The 16,907-nt window shown below is 56.0% G+C and carries 16 protein-coding genes; 8 read left to right on the top strand and 8 right to left on the bottom strand.

The genetic code is table 11. The features are described from left to right. Window positions 1-710 precede the first annotated feature (710 nt). The 5 genes from EV561_RS21730 to EV561_RS21710 form a co-directional block, all read right to left on the bottom strand. The gene (locus tag EV561_RS21730) at window positions 711-1,208 is read right to left on the bottom strand and encodes an acyltransferase (RefSeq protein ID WP_132524410.1); all 498 of its coding nucleotides are present in this window, start codon (window positions 1,206-1,208) and stop codon (window positions 711-713) included. 18 nt (window positions 1,209-1,226) lie between these two features. Beyond that, window positions 1,227-1,982: a TylF/MycF/NovP-related O-methyltransferase gene (locus EV561_RS21725; protein WP_245512814.1), complete on the bottom strand. Its 756-nt coding sequence runs from the start codon at window positions 1,980-1,982 to the stop codon at window positions 1,227-1,229. Then, the gene (locus EV561_RS21720; protein WP_132524409.1) at window positions 1,979-3,211 is read right to left on the bottom strand and encodes an ABC transporter ATP-binding protein; all 1,233 of its coding nucleotides are present in this window, start codon (window positions 3,209-3,211) and stop codon (window positions 1,979-1,981) included. Before EV561_RS21720 ends, EV561_RS21725 begins: the two co-directional genes overlap by 4 nt. Continuing rightward, the gene (locus tag EV561_RS21715; protein WP_132524408.1) at window positions 3,201-4,001 is read right to left on the bottom strand and encodes an ABC transporter permease; all 801 of its coding nucleotides are present in this window, start codon (window positions 3,999-4,001) and stop codon (window positions 3,201-3,203) included. The genes EV561_RS21720 and EV561_RS21715 overlap by 11 nt, the downstream gene beginning before the upstream one ends. Window positions 4,002-4,068: 67 nt before the next feature. Further along, window positions 4,069-4,938, bottom strand: a complete 870-nt coding sequence (locus tag EV561_RS21710; protein WP_245512812.1) for a methyltransferase type 12 — start codon at window positions 4,936-4,938, stop codon at window positions 4,069-4,071. Window positions 4,939-5,190: 252 nt separating this feature from the next. Here EV561_RS21710 and EV561_RS21705 point away from each other — a divergent pair, with 252 nt between their 5' ends. The 7 genes from EV561_RS21705 to rfbA all read left to right on the top strand — a co-directional run bounded on the left by EV561_RS21705 (window position 5,191) and on the right by rfbA (window position 13,616). After that, window positions 5,191-6,201: a glycosyltransferase gene (locus EV561_RS21705; RefSeq protein WP_132524406.1), complete on the top strand. Its 1,011-nt coding sequence runs from the start codon at window positions 5,191-5,193 to the stop codon at window positions 6,199-6,201. A gap of 484 nt (window positions 6,202-6,685) precedes the next feature. Next, window positions 6,686-7,930, top strand: coding sequence for a glycosyltransferase (locus tag EV561_RS21700; RefSeq protein WP_132524405.1), 1,245 nt, complete (start codon window positions 6,686-6,688; stop codon window positions 7,928-7,930). A 344-nt stretch (window positions 7,931-8,274) separates the two neighbouring features. Next, window positions 8,275-10,164, top strand: coding sequence for a glycosyltransferase (locus tag EV561_RS21695; protein ID WP_132524404.1), 1,890 nt, complete (start codon window positions 8,275-8,277; stop codon window positions 10,162-10,164). Beyond that, the gene (gene rfbC / locus EV561_RS21690; protein WP_132524403.1) at window positions 10,164-10,721 is read left to right on the top strand and encodes a dTDP-4-dehydrorhamnose 3,5-epimerase; all 558 of its coding nucleotides are present in this window, start codon (window positions 10,164-10,166) and stop codon (window positions 10,719-10,721) included. Before EV561_RS21695 ends, rfbC begins: the two co-directional genes overlap by 1 nt. 34 nt (window positions 10,722-10,755) lie before the next feature. Further along, complete coding sequence (gene rfbB / locus EV561_RS21685; RefSeq protein ID WP_132524402.1) at window positions 10,756-11,811, top strand: dTDP-glucose 4,6-dehydratase; 1,056 nt, start codon at window positions 10,756-10,758, stop codon at window positions 11,809-11,811. Between the two features lie 3 nt (window positions 11,812-11,814). Beyond that, a complete protein-coding gene (gene rfbD / locus EV561_RS21680; protein WP_132524615.1) occupies window positions 11,815-12,690 on the top strand; it encodes a dTDP-4-dehydrorhamnose reductase in 876 nt (291 codons plus the stop codon). A 41-nt stretch (window positions 12,691-12,731) separates the two neighbouring features. After that, window positions 12,732-13,616 carry a glucose-1-phosphate thymidylyltransferase RfbA gene (gene rfbA, locus EV561_RS21675; protein WP_132524401.1) on the top strand — a complete coding sequence of 295 codons (885 nt, stop codon included), beginning with the start codon at window positions 12,732-12,734 and terminating at the stop codon, window positions 13,614-13,616. Between the two features lie 45 nt (window positions 13,617-13,661). On the opposite strand, the gene EV561_RS21670 is transcribed toward rfbA, so the two are convergent. The 3 genes from EV561_RS21670 to EV561_RS21660 all read right to left on the bottom strand — a co-directional run bounded on the left by EV561_RS21670 (window position 13,662) and on the right by EV561_RS21660 (window position 16,422). Continuing rightward, window positions 13,662-14,822 carry a glycosyltransferase family 4 protein gene (locus tag EV561_RS21670; protein ID WP_132524400.1) on the bottom strand — a complete coding sequence of 387 codons (1,161 nt, stop codon included), beginning with the start codon at window positions 14,820-14,822 and terminating at the stop codon, window positions 13,662-13,664. Continuing rightward, on the bottom strand, window positions 14,816-15,793 hold the full coding sequence (locus EV561_RS21665; protein WP_132524399.1) for a rhamnan synthesis F family protein: 978 nt from the start codon (window positions 15,791-15,793) through the stop codon (window positions 14,816-14,818). Before EV561_RS21665 ends, EV561_RS21670 begins: the two co-directional genes overlap by 7 nt. A gap of 344 nt (window positions 15,794-16,137) precedes the next feature. Next, window positions 16,138-16,422 carry a MarR family transcriptional regulator gene (locus EV561_RS21660; protein ID WP_348633747.1) on the bottom strand — a complete coding sequence of 95 codons (285 nt, stop codon included), beginning with the start codon at window positions 16,420-16,422 and terminating at the stop codon, window positions 16,138-16,140. Between the two features lie 28 nt (window positions 16,423-16,450). Between EV561_RS21660 and EV561_RS21655 the strand changes: the two genes are divergently transcribed. Next, window positions 16,451-16,907 (top strand): helix-turn-helix domain-containing protein (locus EV561_RS21655; protein ID WP_132524398.1); only part of this gene is annotated, 457 nt, incomplete at its 3' end.

Genomic DNA, 16,907 nt, shown 5'->3' with positions numbered 1-16,907 from the left:
CACCACGAGGGGGGTATTGAGCGGGCCATATTGAGCATGCGCCATGGGGCTGCGAAAGGACTTCTCGGCGACATCAAGCGCTGTGGCAGAGATGACACGAGGCTGCGCATGCGGGCACGGCGCAGATCCCCTCGGAAGGCGCTTAGCAATTGGGCTGTGTCAACAGTATCCTCGGGCGGATCGGGGAGAGCCAGCGTCTGAATGTCAGCCGGCACAAGCCGCGTGAGCTCTTCGGCCTCTGCGGTTAACCTGGTCGTCACGATCGTTGCCAATGCGAGGCAATTACGAGTGATCGCTGGAATTGAACTTGTCTGGCCCTGACTACTCGGCAGCCCAGCTCCGGGCACATTGGCATCGACAAGGAGCGCCAAGCCCAGCTCGACCGCATCGTCGCAGCAACTTAGATCATCAGCACGAAAGGGATCAATCACGAGGAGTGCCGCGTAGCGCTTCAGCCGCATTCGTGACGGCGGAGTTAAGAGAATGTCAACCCGATAGCCGGCCGCCCGCCATACCGAGGCGGGCCAGAGCGCCCGACGCAGCGCGCGTCCACCTACCTTATCAAGATCACCCGCTAGTACAGCGATACGCAATTGCCCAGTTACACCTTTTGCTTTTTCCGTGAGCCCAATTTGTCCGTCGTTTCGGGCACATGGACATTCCCTGAGGTTGTGCCCTCATTTACCATTGGTGCAATTTCTGGCAACCCACTAGATTGTCGGTGGCTTCGCGCCGCGTTCTCCGAGCTTACGCGCGGGAACGCCGGCGAAAATTGTTCGCTCTGGCACGTTGTGTGTGACGACAGATCCGGCTCCAATAACCGCACCGTTCCCTATCGTCACTCCGTCAAGAATTCGAACTCCGGCGCCGATCCAAACGTCGTCTCCAATCGTGATGCCAAGCTTGGTCAATCCCTGATTTGTGATTGGTGTGTCGGGGTCGTCGAAAACATGGTTTGCCGGAATCATCACGGTATGCGTTGCAATACGCACGTAGTTTCCGATTCGCAGACCACCATGACCGTATAAGACGCAGAATGGATTGACGCTACAGAAGTCGCCAATCTCAATGTGGCCTCCATGTGCGAGGATCATTGCAAAAGAGGCGATTGTGGTCTTGCGCCCTATTGTGATGCTGCCAACGCCCGCATCAATGACGGCACGCTCATCGATGCGAGCGGTCGGATCAATAATCAGGCTTTGCGGCATGCGGCATTGCTTCCCCTGCTAGAGCTTCTCAAAGTAGCACTTCGTGTGGTTGGTACCCTCAGGTCCAAACCGTAGATGCAGGAGAGTTTCCGGTTTGTCCTCCAGGAATTTGTCGATGGCGCTTTTAGCCATCGGAAAATCGTGAGAGTGATAGTCGTCGAAGAAAACAATGCCGCCAGGGTTCATCTTGGGATAGAAGTATTCTAGGCACTCGATATGTGGTGCGTACAAGTCGCAGTCGATGTTGACGAAGTCGTAACGGTTTTCTGAAAGTGTCGGCAAGGTATCGACGAAAAAACCTCGGACCAACTTGGCTTGGTCAGCAAAACCGGCGGATGTAACGAGTTCATTGACGGCCTCCAGCGAAGTATCGTCGAATAGAACCTTTTTCCGGTACAGTGCATTTTCAGGTGCCACCTTGAGATCTTCTTCGACGAGCGACGGCAGACCGGCAAAGCTATCGAGCCCAATAAAGTTAACCGGTATGCCCAGATCCCGCGCGATCCGCAGGCATGCTACCAACGAATGTCCGCGAAAGATTCCGCATTCAGCGGCTTGCATGGGTTTGCCAATTCCAATTGATCGGGCCAAATTTCGCAGCATCCCCGAACGTGCCCGGTTGTCCCAGGCCATCGCGGCCCTTTCAAAAACCTGAAACAGCGGAACTTTCTCTGCGTAGTAGAGGTCGTAGGGACGACCATGAGGAAGTTCCTGCCGAACGCTGTATACTGACGGTCGCTGTTGAGGCCGTTCCGCAGTCGTTGTTGCTGTCATCGAATTGCTGTCTCCGTAGCAGTTTCATTGTGCGCTTCAGTGGCTATCGTCAGCGTTGCGTTAAGATTAACTAGTCCCGCGTTCGTTCCCCTACCCACGACATCGAAGCGAGCGATGTTGTGGTGAGTGCCTAGGGTCAGCGTCACATCGCCCACCCGCTCAGCCACGCGGCCACTGATAAAATAGGCTCCAGCCAGCAGGATATTTTTGAACTCAAGCACCAGCGGCATTCGTTCGCCAGTCGACATTGGTTTGAGTTGGGTTATGTTATGTTCGCTGTCATAGCCGCAAATCGTTATCCCCTCTTGGTTGCGTATGCCGAAGCTAACAACAGGGTTTGAGACGCTGGCCTCGGCGAGGAGGTCACAGCTCAGAATGCCGCGCTTTACACCCTCGCCACTTGATACTTCGTTGAAGCGCACGTTTTCAAGCCGCAGCTTCGGTGCCACAAGGTCGGAGCCGCCGACATTCGGGAGCGGCTTCTTGGCAGCAGCGAGGTTCTCGCGAATATCCTTATAAACGTTGAGACCTTCGAGCGGAAGCCCGTCGAAAACCTTACGCCCCTTCTCGATGACGATCGTGCGCGTGCAGAAGTTGGCAATCAGGTTGGGGCTATGGCTGACGAGCAGGAATGTCTGTCCGCTATCCTGCATGCGCTTGATACGCTCGTAGCACTTCACGCGGAAGCTGGCATCGCCGACCGCCAGCGTCTCGTCAATGATGATGACGTCAGCGTCGACGTGGATCGCGCAAGCGAAGCCAAGACGCGCCATCATGCCGGAAGAGTACGTTCTCAGCGGCATGTCGAAATAATCATCAAGATCGGCAAACGCGGCTATAACGCCCATGCGTGCGGCGGTTTCCGCGCTGCTTAGACCCATAAGGCTGCAGAAGAGCTCGGCATTTTCGCGACCGGTGAATTGTGGATTAAAGCCAGCACCTACGGCGAGAAGAACAGCGATACGTCCGTAGCGCGTGACGGTACCGGAAGATGGTTCGATAACGTTGCCGAGAATACCGAGGAGTGTTGTCTTCCCAGCGCCGTTGCGGCCCATAATGCCGAGCGTTTCACCCCGCCGCACTTCGATGTCAATGTCTTCCAACACCACATGATGCGGCTTGTCAGGTTTCCAGCCAAAGACCGCTTCAAAGAAGCGCTCACGAGGCGATAACGACATGGAATATGACTTGGAGACACCATGCGCCTCCAGAAGCAGATCAGACGACATCGACGATCGGTCCCTTCAGTCGCGAGTACAGCCAAATTCCTGCCGCGAAAAGTGCCAGAGAAGAAGCAAACATCACGAAATAAGACAAAGGAGATGGTGGCAACCCGAAAACGAACGAATTGCGTATGGTCTCGACCAGTACAGTCAGCGGATTGGCCCATAGGTAACCAGCAAAGCGCTCAGGGACAGTGCTGAGGGGATAGGTGACGGGCGATGTGTAGAACAACACTCGCAAGAGAATACGCGAGATTTCGTCAAGATCTTTGAAAAACGGGCCGAGCAACGACAGAAACAAGGAAAGCGCAGTCGCTGCGACTATCACCAAGAGGAGCGCAGGCGGGATTACAGCCAGTGACTTTAACGACATAAGTCCAGCGATAATGGCCATCGCTGCCAGGACCAAAAAATTGACCGCTGAGCCGACGGCAACGCGCATAAGCGTCGACAGCCAAAGCACCCATATAGGAACTGCGGCCCGCCGCACATATTCTCTTTTTAGCCGGAACGTCGACAGCGAGGACATGATTACGTCGGTCAGCATAAGATAAGTGGCCAAACCAGCAAACAGCGGCACGAGGTAGGGTACCTTCGCTCCTGTTACAGGATCCAGCCACTGGAGATGCATAAAATATCCGAAAACAAGCCAGTAGATCCCCGCGAAGCTCACCGGGGTGATCACGAGCCATAAAAGACCGCCGATGGAATTGCCATACCGTGCGGAAATATCGCGATGCGCCAGATCCCACGCGAGCCGGGCGTTGCGTGTCATCTCGCCGAATGTCTGCCTCATTGCTCTGACGGCCTTCTAATTGCCTAAATTTACGCTGCGCATTTAAGAAGCGCCTTCACCATCCGTCTCAACGATCGCTGTCACGGGTTGCGTATATGCGGATTCGTGGGCCGTTGCGTTGCATCTGAAATTTAGCTACATCGATTGAACCGAAGCCACCCTCACTCAACTGCGCGAGCAAGTCGCTCTTAAACATCCATTTGGCATGATCCAGCATGCCAGCGAACGGCTCCTTGCGACCGGCCTCCTGATAACGATGATATCGGTATGTCCGTCCACCGCTCTCATAGGTCAGGACCTTAGCGTCCTCCGGCGCGATCTGCGTATCCAACATAACCGCCCTGCGCACCCGCGGCAAAAGCGTCTTTAGATGTCCGACCGGATCTGTCAAGTGATAAAGTACACCCACGTGGTGCAACACATCACAGTCAAGCGAAACGCCGATTGGCAAGTCCTCCTCAGCATTCCAGCGGAAGATATGGGCAGACGTGCCATACATAGCACAGCGCACGATCGTCTTGACGACGTTCTCGATGCGACTGTCGCAGGCAAGCACGTGCTTGGCCCGCATCGCGAGTGCGGCGGTATGAATACCTTCGAAGCAGCCGACTTCGAACACGGTTAGATCGCGTAGCGGGATACGCCGGTCAAGCTCGACGATACGCGGATCAGGCATTGCTTGCGGCAAGTTGCGCTTAGTGGAAGAGTATGCTGCGCCGAACTTTCGTCCATTCCGATCCAGTACAAAAGCCGCCCAGGGTAGCAACTTATTCAGTTGCTCCAGCTCGTCGTCAGGAAGATTGTCAACGCCAGGAATCTCGACTTCGCTTGTCGCGTGCGCCGTCGTCTCGGTCTTTGGCGGGGCGAAAAGCACTCTACTGGCGCGATTCGCGAATTTACCGCTGAAAGAACTAAAAAACTTCTTCAAGACGTCCACTTCCGTTTCCTTTCGACCGCTCTGTATCTCATGGCGCCTTCTTACTCAAGTCAGTATCCGGCTTAGGCTCAGGTTCGATCGGTTGCCGCAACGTGAATGCGCTAGGTCGCCCAAATTCCAAATCAAAAACTGTCAATCCGAATTCGGTTCAGTGGACGACGGAGCGAATATCTTGCCTACGACATCAAAGCTGCTTAGAAACAAAGCTGACCCTTGAGCGAAGCATTAATTTGGATCGAAATGGAGACAGGCATGTCGAACGAGAATGATAGCGATACAGCCTATATATTCGTAGGCGCGGACCGATCACAGCTTCTCGCTGTCCCTGTTCTGGAACATTCCATCAAGCGCCATACTAGCATGAATATTAAGTTGCGCTCGATGGACGATGTGGTGTTGCCCGATCCCAAGGACATCAGGCAAGGAAAGCGTACCGGGTTCTCGTTCACACGCTTCGCGATCCCGCAATTGATGGGATATAAGGGCCGTGCCATTTATCTTGACGCCGACATGCTGGTGTTCCGTGACTTCCGCGAGTTGTGGAATCTTCCGTTCAATTCCGCCAAGATAATTATTCAAGAGGAATTGCCCGACCAGGCGCAGCACCAATCCAAGCCGGGTGCGCTAAAGAAGCGCGTCAAGCAATGCTCAGTGATGCTGCTCGATTGCGAGGCCCTTTCTGGTTGGGATCCAGTCAAGATTATCGCTGGCCTTGATGGGCAGTACACCTATCAGGATCTGCTCTATGACATGTGCATTCTGGATGAGTCGGAGATCAACTACGGCGTGCCGTTCGAGTGGAACAGCCTTGAACACTACGAGGCCAACAAGACCGGACTGATTCACTGGACGGATATGAACACGCAGCCCTGGGTCTATGTCAATAATCCAACCGGTTACCTTTTCCTGGAAGAGGTTCGGATAATGCTCGAGAACGGCTCGATGACGATGAGTCAGATCGAAAATGAGGTTAACCTGGGCTACGTTCGTCCGTCAATAATCCAGGAACTCAAGGACGCTGGAGCCGGGCCGGTGCGGCCGGTAACGCCGGAGCAGGTTAAGCGCTACGAGGCGATGGATTCGGCTGCCGGCTTTGTTAAACATAAAGCCGTGTACGAGGCGGCCCGCGCTCGGTCGGCTGCAGTCAAGGCCTATGAGGCCAAGCTAGCAAAAGAGAAAGGCCCCGCTGCCGCTGTCGCCCACGCGGCGAGCACTGGTATACTTGGAACCTTGGGCTCCCTGAAGCGACGGATCATGGGGTAAGCGCCGTCCCGACTAGAGGCGTTGGATGGTGATTCAGCGCCTCGGCTTTGAGTATTCGATCCGGCAGCAGCCGCGGTTTTTGAGATGCGCCGTGTTCCAGTTGAACGCGAGGACGTCGTTGGAACGCTTTGAATTCGGAGATGTTTGGCCCTTTCACGTGAACTCACTAGCGGACCAATCCTCAGGTGGGCTGCAGGTTTGTTTACACTGAAGTGGCCTGTCAACGGGGTGTGGATCGCAGCGGTGGGAGCTTCACACGGCATGGACTATTTGTTAACGGCTAAGGCCCTCATTCTGAAAGCTGAGTATTTCTTGTGAATCTGTTCGACATCGTCAAACGCAATGATCGCTGCGTGGAGGTTCTATCGGCATGTCTAGTTGTTGCAGAGCCACTCATTTGTTGGCTTCTCCCGCTGAATGCTATTGGCTCGCTAAAGTCTTGGTGTAACGCGATAGGCAATCTGAGTGGTAAGAGCATGTAGTCATGGTGCGTTGGATAGAGGCTTCGTATACTCGGCTGATCTCGATTGCTGGATTGCGTCAGCAAGCGTCCGCTCCGGTCGGGCGTCTGCTCGGACCAGCTGATCCGCAGAAGGCAACGCTCCGGTTATTGGTAGTCGCCGACGCCGCCGGCGCAACTCTTCAGATCAACCTTCTTCGTCCCGCCCATGCAGCCATAGCAGCTGGCGACATGCGGATGGTGATCTTGACGGAAGAGGACGAACGTCTGGCAGTGAAATCGGGCCGTTCGGCGGAGCAACTCCTCGCCGACGCCTGGCGGCAGGCGGCGCCACATTTGGTATTCGTGAGCCGTTATGGCGGCTCACTTGCGGAGACACTTTTGCAAAAGTCCGCTGACAAGGGGATACCGCTCGTCTATCACATCGACGACAACCTCTTTGAGGTCCCGCTGGAAGCGGGTATCGAGAAGGCTAAAAAGTATGGCGCGCCGGAGCGCCAGCAGGCAATTCGAGCTTTGCTCAAAAAAGCGGACACGGTCTACCTCTCGACAAAGCAGCTGGGTGAACAACTGTGCGAGCATACTCAACTCGCAACCAGCGTGTGCGCTGGCGAAATTGCCAGTGCAAGCGACCCGGTCCCAGGTAGCGGCTCGGTCGCGCCTAGCAGACCACGATTCGGATATATGGCTTCATCGAGTCATGCCGCAGATCTTCAACTTGCGTTGCCCGGCATCATTGCCGCTCTTATCGCCAACCCGGAACTGCATTTCACGGTTTTCGGCTCATTGCGGCCGCCACCGGAGCTCGGCGAATTTGGTCTACGCGTAGAGCATGTGCCGGCGGTAGGCGATTACGATGGTTTTTTGAGTCAGCTTGCTGCCATGCGCTGGCATTGGGGGCTTGCACCGCTGCGGCCGGGCCGATTCAATGACGCCAAGACCGATACAAAATGGGTGGAGTATTCGGCTGCGGGCATTCCGACCGTCGTTTCGGACCATTCCATCTATCAGAATTGCAGCGCGAACGGCGCGGCGGTGCGGGTTGGTGATATGCAATGGGCAGAGGTGCTACCGCAGGTTCTCGCGGACCGTGGGTTGGCAGAACGAACGCTTGCAGCGGCGCGCGAGCGGTTGATCAATCACCATGGGCTGGGTCACATGGCCATCCAGCTATCGCGCGTACTTAAGCTAGCCGGACTTCCTATAGAACGTGCCGAGATTATTTCCAAAAGTTATGCTGTGCCGGAGGAAATCAAGCCGCTGTCCTGAAAACAGAGGATTCAAGGACACATTCGGCGCTGAGCGTCTGCTTGGAAAGCTTGACAAAGATATCGATCGTCAAGATCCTTTTCGCCGTCGGCCATCTCGAGCACACCATTCGAGGTCAGTCATGACCATGGATGGACCGCGCAAAAGGGGCGTATCGAACTCGCCTAGCGGCGGTTGCTTGGATGGATTGAGACCGGTGTCGCAAATATGCTGCATAAGGAAATTACGGTGCCATGTATCAACAGGGCCATTTTGAGTTATACGTTAAAGCTGCAGAATGCTGTTGTCTGCACGCAAAGTCTGTGGTTAGTGACTGATGACTTCCATCACGTAGAGAGATTTTAATGGCAGATCTCCGCCCAACCCGTGTTGCCTGGGTCAGTCCTCAACTCAGCCACTTGTTCGCGAGCACGCGCTATCGGTGTTACTATCCTGTGCTTGCCCTGTGTGAGTTTGAGATCGAAAGCGTTTTCTACGGGTCGTCGAAGGAGGTAATCCCCCACCTAAAGGAACTGGACGCGATCGTCTTTGTTAAGCACCTCGACGATGATAGCCTAAAGTTGGCAGGGCTGGCCAAAGATCAGGGCGTTAAGGTGTTGATCGATCAGTGCGACAACATCGTTGTGGCGAATTATCCGATGGCGCCTGACTTTCACCCCGCACTCCGCTTTGCCGCGGTCGGCGCTTTTGCGGATGCAATCGTGGTTCCTAGTCCTGGGCTCGTTCAAGCGTTGAAGCCCTTATTGCGATCCGATGTGCGCTTTGTTGTCATTGCCGATCAGGTAGAAACCGAGGCGAGCTTCGCAGCGGCAGCGCAACTTCAGGAACAGATCGCGCCGTCCGTCGAGAGGCGGCCCCTCGGCATCTTGCAGCGTGCCCTACGATTCATTCGTTATATGGCGCACGATCCTGCTGACGCTATGGCGATCCTTAAACGCAAGGTTTCGCTGATACATCGGCTTGTTAGTATGCATGCCGCCACATCGAGTGGTGCGCCAGCGTCCCGAGCAGGTGCAAATTCTCAAACTTCTGACGGTGTTAAATTGGTGCCGACGGGTGGCGACAGCGCGCGTCAAGTGCGCCCAAAGTCCGTATTGTGGTTTGGAAATTTTGGTGCGCCGCATAGCGATTTCGGTATGCTAGCCCTCATGCTTGCTGGCCGGGCTCTCGAAGCGGTGTGTCGTGATATTCCGCTCGAACTAACGGTCATTTCAAACAAGAAAACGTTGTTTGATGACGCAATTGCCCAGATCAACGTGCCGAAGCGTTACGTAAATTGGTCCACTGACGCTGTTTTTGACGCTCTTAGAGGCGCCGATGTGTGCCTACTGCCATTCGGCATAGACGCGTTCTCTGTAACGAAATCTGCAAACCGGGCCGTGCTTGCACTTGATCACGGCGTGCCTGTGGTGACAACCCGTCTCCCTTCGATGGAGCCTTTGGAGGGGGCGGTAGCATTCGACGACTGGGAGGCCGGTCTCCGCCGCTTCCTTGGACCACATGGGCCGACCGAACGGAGCGCTGCAATTTCGGCTGCTCGTCCAATCTTGGCAGAGACCTATTCCTCGAAGGCAATAGGCAAGGCATGGGCTGCGCTTATTGATGCGGCAACGACGCGGCCTCGCCCAGGCTATGTCAAGGCGCCGTCCGCCGGGGAGATCGCCGTTCTGCTTGATACCCAAGAGAGTTTCACGCTTCTATTGCCGATGATCGACGAACTGCGCCATCGGTCTGGCGTGCTTCTTCGTGTACTTGTGACCCCACATGCGTTGGCAGCCTCTACGCGCACCATGATGGAGCGTGGGCTGATCCCATATGCGCTCGATGCGGCGATTATTCTTGCGGGGGACGATCGTATCCTGCGTACCATCGACTGTCTGCTGACTGCGGGCGATGGCCGACGGGACCCGGACAGCTTAGCGGCCTATGTAACCAACATTGCTGTCACACGGAATGTGAAGACATTTGCGCTGCAACCGCGTGAGGACGGCACCGGCATCACCACTCAAGCGTTGTCGTCAACGAGTGGAGCGGCGACGATTTTTAGCGCTCAGACCGCAAGTGCTTTCATTGATTGGTTGTTGGATGTTTCTGTGCAAGCCAGCACAAGCAGACAGCTTCGGGCAAAGCCGATATATGGTTTGAGTGAGGAAGTTTCGGACGCCAACGAGATGCCTCTTGCAAACCAAGGTCAGCAAACTAGAACGGGATTCGAGAAGCTGACAGGTGAGTAATGAAGATTGAGATTTTGCCGCTGGCCGGCTTGACTAAGATTGTTCCAACGAGATTAGGCGATCATCGCGGATACTTTTCGGAAGTATTCAAGTACGAATGGTTCTGCGAAAATGTTGCGGATGTAAAATTCGTACAGGAAAACGAATCACTTTCTGCGACCGTGGGCACAGTCCGTGGCCTGCATTTCCAGCTTGATCCATTCGCGCAAGGCAAGCTGGTGCGCTGCATTGCCGGCAGGATTTTCGACGTCGCCGTCGATATCCGCGTCGGTTCGCCGACTTACGGAAAGTGGTATGGTACCGAGCTTTCCATGGAAAACGGCGAGCAGCTTTGGATCCCGACGGGTTTTGCCCATGGCTTTGCTACGCTCGAGCTGGATTGTGTCATCTCCTACAAGGTGACAGCGCCTTATAGCGCTGCGAGCGACCGCGGCTTGCTGTGGAATGATCCGGCAATTGGTATCGAGTGGCCGCTGCGTCTCGACAATGCGATCTTGTCGGACAAGGACAAGGTGCAGCCGAAACTGGCGGACTTGCCGCCGTCCTTCTCATACTGACCGTCGGCTTCACGGGCGGCAAGCGGAGTAAATTATGCGTATTCTCGTCACCGGCGGAGCAGGCTTTATCGGCTCGGCCCTCGTGCGGCATTTGGTTAAAAACGTCGGTGCGGAAGTTCTAAACGTAGATAAACTGACTTATGCCGGTAATCTCGCTTCGCTCAAGGAAGTCGAAGGCGCGTCGAACTACAGTTTTCTGCAAGCCGATATATGCGATTTTCCAAAGATGTCCTCGGCGATGAACACGTTCAAGCCCGACCGCATCATGCATTTGGCGGCTGAAAGCCATGTCGATCGCTCGATCAGCGGTGCCGGAGATTTCGTGCAGACCAATGTCATGGGCACGTTCTCCCTGCTTGAGGCTGCCCGTCACTATTGGAATGACCTAGCGCCGGTCCAGAAAGAAGCGTTCCGCTTCCTTCATGTCTCCACGGACGAGGTTTATGGTTCGCTCGGCGACGAGGGCTTATTCGAGGAGATTACGGCTTACGATCCGTCGTCTCCCTACTCGGCTTCGAAAGCAGCAAGCGATCATTTGGCGATAGCCTGGCACCGCACTTACGGTCTGCCTGTGATCGTGTCGAACTGCTCGAACAACTACGGGCCGTATCATTTTCCGGAAAAGCTGATCCCGCTGATTATCCTCAACGCGATGGACGGCAAGCCATTACCGGTTTACGGCGCGGGGATCAATATCCGCGATTGGCTCTATGTAGACGATCATGCGCGAGCGCTTGACCTGATTGCATCGCGCGGCCGTCTCGGCGAAAAGTATAACGTTGGTGGCCGCAACGAGCGCCGCAATATCGATGTTGTGCGTCGCATCTGCACGCTAATGGATGAGTTGCGCCCGCAATCGACGCCGCATGCCGACCTGATCACCTTCGTCACCGATCGGCCCGGTCACGACGCGCGTTATGCCATCGATGCGACGAAGCTGGAGACGGAACTGGGCTGGAAGGCACAGGAAAATTTCGACAGTGGCATCGAACTGACGGTGCGTTGGTACCTGGAAAATGACTGGTGGTGGCAACCACTGCGGCAGAGCGTCTATTCCGGAGAGCGCCTGGGCGTTCTGAAGAAGGGCTAAGTGATGCGCATTGCGGTAACGGGGAAACAGGGTCAGGTTGTCTCGGCCCTTCTTGAGCGCGGTCCGGCCGCCGGGGTTGAGATCATCGCGGTCGGTCGTCCGGAATTGGATCTGATCGATTTGGCGTCGATCCGCGCGGTTCTTTCGGAGATCAAGCCGGATGCGATCGTTTCCGCAGCCGCCTACACTGCGGTCGACAGGGCCGAAAGCGAGGAGGCGCTGGCCTTCAACGTTAATGCCCAAGGAGCGACAGCAATCGCTGAGGCGGCGAAGGAACTCGGTGTTCCGGTTGTACATCTCTCGACAGACTATGTGTTTCCCGGTGACAAAGAGGGCGTTTATGTCGAGACTGATGCGACCGGTCCAGTTTCAGCCTACGGCCGCTCGAAATTAGCGGGGGAGATGGGCGTCGCCGCGGCCAATCCCAACCATGCCATTTTGCGCACCGCCTGGGTCTATTCACCCTTTGGAGCCAACTTCGTAAAGACCATGCTGCGATTGGCGGAAACGCGCGATGCGCTAAACGTGGTGGCTGATCAGCATGGTACGCCGACCAGCGCGCTTGATATCGCCGATGCGGTGATTGCTATAGCCAAGCGTCTATCTGCAGATCCGGATTCGAAACTGCGCGGTGTCTTTCACCTGACCGGTAGCGGTGAGGCTACCTGGGCGGATTTCGCCGAGGCGATTTTTGCCGGTCTGCAGGCCAAGAGTGGCAAGCTGGTTTCCGTCGGCCGTATCACGACCGCGGATTATCCGACACCGGCAAGGCGTCCAGCCAATTCGCGGCTTTCGAACGACAAATTGAAACAGGCCTACGGAATCGTTCTGCCCGATTGGACAGAATCCACAAAGGTCGTACTCGACCGTTTGCTCTAGTGATCGGCGCTTCGAACTCGGCATATAAGGAAGGAAAAAGGATGAAGGGTATTATTCTGGCTGGCGGTTCCGGCACGCGCCTTTACCCAATCACCAAGGCCGTCTCCAAGCAGCTCATGCCGGTTTACGACAAGCCGATGATCTATTACCCGCTGACCACGTTAATGCTGGCCGGAATCAAAGAAGTCCTGATTATCACCACGCCACATGACAACGAGGCCTTCAGGCGGCTGCTCGGCGATGGAAGCCATTGGGGAATTTCCATCGAATATGCAGTACAGCCGAGTCCGGACGGTCTCGCACAAGCCTTCATAATCGGTGCGGATTTCGTTGGATCAAACCCATCGGCGCTGATTCTCGGCGATAACATCTATTATGGTCACGGCCTGCCGCAGCTTTTGCGTTCGGGTGCGTCTACGGTCGACGGTGCGCGTGTTTTCGCCTACCATGTCAGCGACCCAGAGCGTTACGGTGTCGTCGAGTTCGACGGCGCTATGAAGGCGCTCTCGATCGAGGAGAAGCCGCTCAAGCCTAAGAGCAATTGGGCCGTCACCGGCCTTTATTTCTATGACGAGCAGGTGATCGACATTGCGGCCAACCTCAAGCCGTCGCCGCGTGGCGAGCTGGAAATAACCGACGTGAACCGCGTATACCTTGAGCGCGACCAGCTGACGGTTGAACTAATGGGCCGCGGTTACGCCTGGCTTGATACCGGCACGCCAGACAGTTTGCTGGAAGCTGCCGACTTTGTCGGCACGCTTGAAAAGCGCCAGGGCTTCAAAATCGCCTGCCCCGAGGAGGTAGCCTATCGCATGGGCTATATCAATGACGAGCAACTGTGCCGGTTGGCAACCGAACTCGGCAAGAGCGCCTATGGCCACTATTTGATGAAGCTTGCGACGACCAAACAAGACTTGGACTTTTGAAACGCGCGAGCTTGTCGAAAATAGGTGCGGTGAGCGTTTTCTAGATCAGTCTGCGCGGCCAATCGCGTTGCAGATGTCACAATAGACGTCCCGTACCTGCTCCATGACGCGGGCTTCTGTAAAGCCCTGCACAACGCGTTGTCGAGCTCTGGCTCCCGCTGCCGCAATGCTGGCTTTGTCGAGCGCCAAGGCGCAAATCCGTTCTGCTAGCGCCGCGGAGTTGTCCGCTGGAACCAGCCATCCTTCACAGCCGTCGCGGACAAAGTCGCGACAGCCCGGTACGTCTGTGGTCAGAATCGGTCGGCCGCAAGCGGCAGCTTCCAAAATGGAGCGAGGCAGACCCTCTCCGCCGCGTGTCGGCATACAGCACAGATCATGTGCTGCCCATACTTCGCGAACGTCGCTGGTCGATCCTCGCCATTCGATGCCAGCAAGATCCGACCAAGCGCGCAGCGTCTCGACAGACAGGGATCGCGGATTGGAGGGATCAGGGAGACCAAAAAGCGACAGGCTGACATCGTGTCCGCGCTCGCGCGCCATCGTGACGGCTTCCACCGCCAGATCGGCGCCCTTGGACCATACCAGACGGCCGACAATTGCCAGCTTGAGACCGTCGCCGGATTTCGGCGGGAGCGGGGCGTAATAGTCTGGATCGACGCCGGCGCCACCCAGAATTGTGACGTTCTCATCGGCCGCATCCAGCCCGAACGTATGCGGGTCCGTGATGTTCTCGAACAGAAAATGGCTTTTGCCGCGACTGCGGATAATCCGAAAAAGGCTGCGCAGAACGAAGCGTCCAAAGGCTGCCTTTACGCTTCCGTCCGCAGCGAGCAGACCCCCGCCGGTGATCGCAAGAATCCTTCCCCTTACGCCGCCCAACATTGCGGCGAGGCCGCCGGTGACGACGCTGCGAAGAGCAATGCAATGGACAAGTTCTATTTTTTCGCGCTTTAGCGTCCGGGCAATCTTGCTGATCGACCCGCCGATCGACAGGAAACCAAGATGCCCTCTCTCAATGTCGAGCGGCACGACGCGAGCGCCGAGATTTTCGATCACATGCCTATGTTTTCCCACACGCGTAATTACGACCACGTCCAGGCCGAGTTCCTTCGCCGCTCGCAGCATCGGCAGAAAATGCGAAACGAAGAACCAATCTTCAGTGACGATGAAAGCAATTCGAACTTGAGCTTGGGGCAGCGTCACCATCCCCGTCCCATGCTTCGCCGCAACAGCCGCACCGAACTTTGGGGCAAGTTCACATAAATGCTGTGCGCCCATTTCAAAAGGGTAGGGTGTCGACGCCAGAATTCCGCCAGCGGCAGCACAAAGGGATTGTCGTGCGCTAGACTACTGTTGATCAGCTCGACCAGTTCCGGTCGCGACAGCGGTGCGCCACTGTGGTTGAGGATTGGCTCCACGTTTTCCATGCCGGCCGCGATCAAACCTTCTCGTTCGACGATAAGCGCAAACAGGCGCTCGAAGGCGTGGGCAGCTGTACCATCGAGTTGGCCACCCTCGCGAACGAACAGGTCGGTAAAATCGATCTCGATTACTTTTCTCATCGCCGCGCGGCGAAACCAGAACATTGTTCCCGCGGGAAAGCGACTGCCCTCGAGAGTGAAGGGAGGGACGTCCCGCTCCAGAGCGCCTCCGGTCTTCTCTGAAGCGTGAGAATGCTCTATCCGCTGCAAGATCATCATCATGACCTTTTCGTTGATCGTCGTGCGGCCTCCGAGTGGCAGCAGATGCGCCCGCGACGCGATCAAACCAATGTGCGGTTCGGACTGTAGCAACTTGTGGCCTGACAAGTGCCCGTTGCTTTCGGCATTCAACAAGGAACCGACCAGAAACTGTCGCCATCCATTCCCGTCTCGGCGATGTGGTGACCGCTTGGTATGGATTTTGAGGCCGATATCGAAAGGCGGCACGGTTTGTTGTTTCAACGCCGTCAGGAATGGAAGGATATCGCGGCCTCGGTTTTCGACCTCCAATTCGGTCGCAAAGCGAAGATAGGAACTCTGTGGGCGCGCCACTGGATCGGAGCCGATCGGTCGGGTCATAACCAGGTTAAAAGGTTGCCGGATGACGGCATCCAGGTCGCCGACCATTTCCTCCCAAGTGTCAGGATAGTAGACATGGGCAAAGATGGTGAAGTCTGCGTGGCCGGACTCGTTCATGTATTGTGCTGCGCTCTCTGCAAATAACTTAGTTCATCCTCACTGCGCCTCGCCGAGGGCGATTCGACCGAGATAGAAAGTTCCATGGAGCGGTGCATTCCATCGACGTCACAATACTCAGGATATCGTTGCGGAATTTCGGCCACATCCAGCCGCAAAGCAACATTGTTGGTTTCAAACTGATATGCAGCGGCCTCAAAGAACGCAAGTTCTCCGGAGTGTCAATGGTCCACCGCCACCGGAATCTGGATTTCCGCTCGAAGTTCTTAACGGCAATCAACAATAGGATCGAAATAGGCTGGGAGGCGACTAGTACCTCGCCACAGAGATTATGACGGTTTGTGTTATCGTAGAATGGGCAGGGCTTCTGGCGAGATGAGAAGTTGGATGCTGCGTGCGGCGCCTGGCACGCGGGATATAAACCCCGCCTTCTCGAGGGTGAGCACCATCTGGTGAACAGACGGAGCCGTAACGCCGAAGTGGCGACGCATTTCGGCTTCGGCCGGAGGCTGTTTGAAGATGCGGCTGTAGGCGTAGATGAAGGCCAGGTACTGGCCTTGGATCTGCGTAAGGTTCGGTCTTGCCGTTGCAGCTTGCGGGTCAAGTGAGGGACTCATTTTGGGATTCATCTGCGTCTCCACGCTGAAGGAGGTGTCGATGAATATAAAGTTTCACATAGAGCTTAGCCAACCGGAACGTGACCAACTGGCCGCTTTGTTGAGCGGGGGGTGCCACAGGTCGCGCAAGATCAAGCGCGCCCAGATCCTGGTCGCAGCGGACGAAGGCTTCAGCGACGAGGTGATCGCGGCAACCTTGAACGTCAGTGGATCGACGATTTACCGGACCAAGCGCCGGTTTGTGGAAGCCAATCTCGACGGGGCGCTCAGCGAAGAACCGCGCCCGGGTGTTGAGCGCAAGCTGTCGAGCAAGGAGGAGGCGCTGTTGGTAGCGACCGCCTGCTCAAAGCCGCCGCCCGGGCGGACCCGCTGGACCCTGGAGCTTCTGGCCGATGAGATGGTCCGGCTCACCGATCACGACGAGTTGTCCTCGGAGACCGTGCGTCGCCGGCTGGCTGAGAACCATCTCAAGCCTTGGCGCAAAGACATGTGGTGCA

Source organism: Rhizobium sp. BK376, from assembly GCF_004341625.1.
GTDB lineage: Bacteria > Pseudomonadota > Alphaproteobacteria > Rhizobiales > Rhizobiaceae > Rhizobium.
The sequence above is the reverse complement of the archived record's forward strand: the minus strand, read 5'-3'. Positions and strand labels throughout refer to the sequence as shown.

Coding starts and splice junctions, on each gene's coding strand:
- EV561_RS21725 (WP_245512814.1), bottom strand. CDS start 1,982: ATGACAGCAACAACGACTGCGGAACGGCCTCAACAGCGACCGTCAGTA.
- EV561_RS21700 (WP_132524405.1), top strand. CDS start 6,686: ATGGTGCGTTGGATAGAGGCTTCGTATACTCGGCTGATCTCGATTGCT.
- rfbD (WP_132524615.1), top strand. CDS start 11,815: ATGCGCATTGCGGTAACGGGGAAACAGGGTCAGGTTGTCTCGGCCCTT.
- rfbA (WP_132524401.1), top strand. CDS start 12,732: ATGAAGGGTATTATTCTGGCTGGCGGTTCCGGCACGCGCCTTTACCCA.
- EV561_RS21715 (WP_132524408.1), bottom strand. CDS start 4,001: ATGAGGCAGACATTCGGCGAGATGACACGCAACGCCCGGCTCGCGTGG.
- EV561_RS21730 (WP_132524410.1), bottom strand. CDS start 1,208: ATGCCGCAAAGCCTGATTATTGATCCGACCGCTCGCATCGATGAGCGT.
- EV561_RS21660 (WP_348633747.1), bottom strand. CDS start 16,422: ATGAATCCCAAAATGAGTCCCTCACTTGACCCGCAAGCTGCAACGGCA.
- EV561_RS21665 (WP_132524399.1), bottom strand. CDS start 15,793: ATGAACGAGTCCGGCCACGCAGACTTCACCATCTTTGCCCATGTCTAC.
- EV561_RS21695 (WP_132524404.1), top strand. CDS start 8,275: ATGGCAGATCTCCGCCCAACCCGTGTTGCCTGGGTCAGTCCTCAACTC.
- rfbB (WP_132524402.1), top strand. CDS start 10,756: ATGCGTATTCTCGTCACCGGCGGAGCAGGCTTTATCGGCTCGGCCCTC.
- EV561_RS21705 (WP_132524406.1), top strand. CDS start 5,191: ATGTCGAACGAGAATGATAGCGATACAGCCTATATATTCGTAGGCGCG.
- EV561_RS21670 (WP_132524400.1), bottom strand. CDS start 14,822: ATGGTGACGCTGCCCCAAGCTCAAGTTCGAATTGCTTTCATCGTCACT.
- rfbC (WP_132524403.1), top strand. CDS start 10,164: ATGAAGATTGAGATTTTGCCGCTGGCCGGCTTGACTAAGATTGTTCCA.
- EV561_RS21720 (WP_132524409.1), bottom strand. CDS start 3,211: ATGTCGTCTGATCTGCTTCTGGAGGCGCATGGTGTCTCCAAGTCATAT.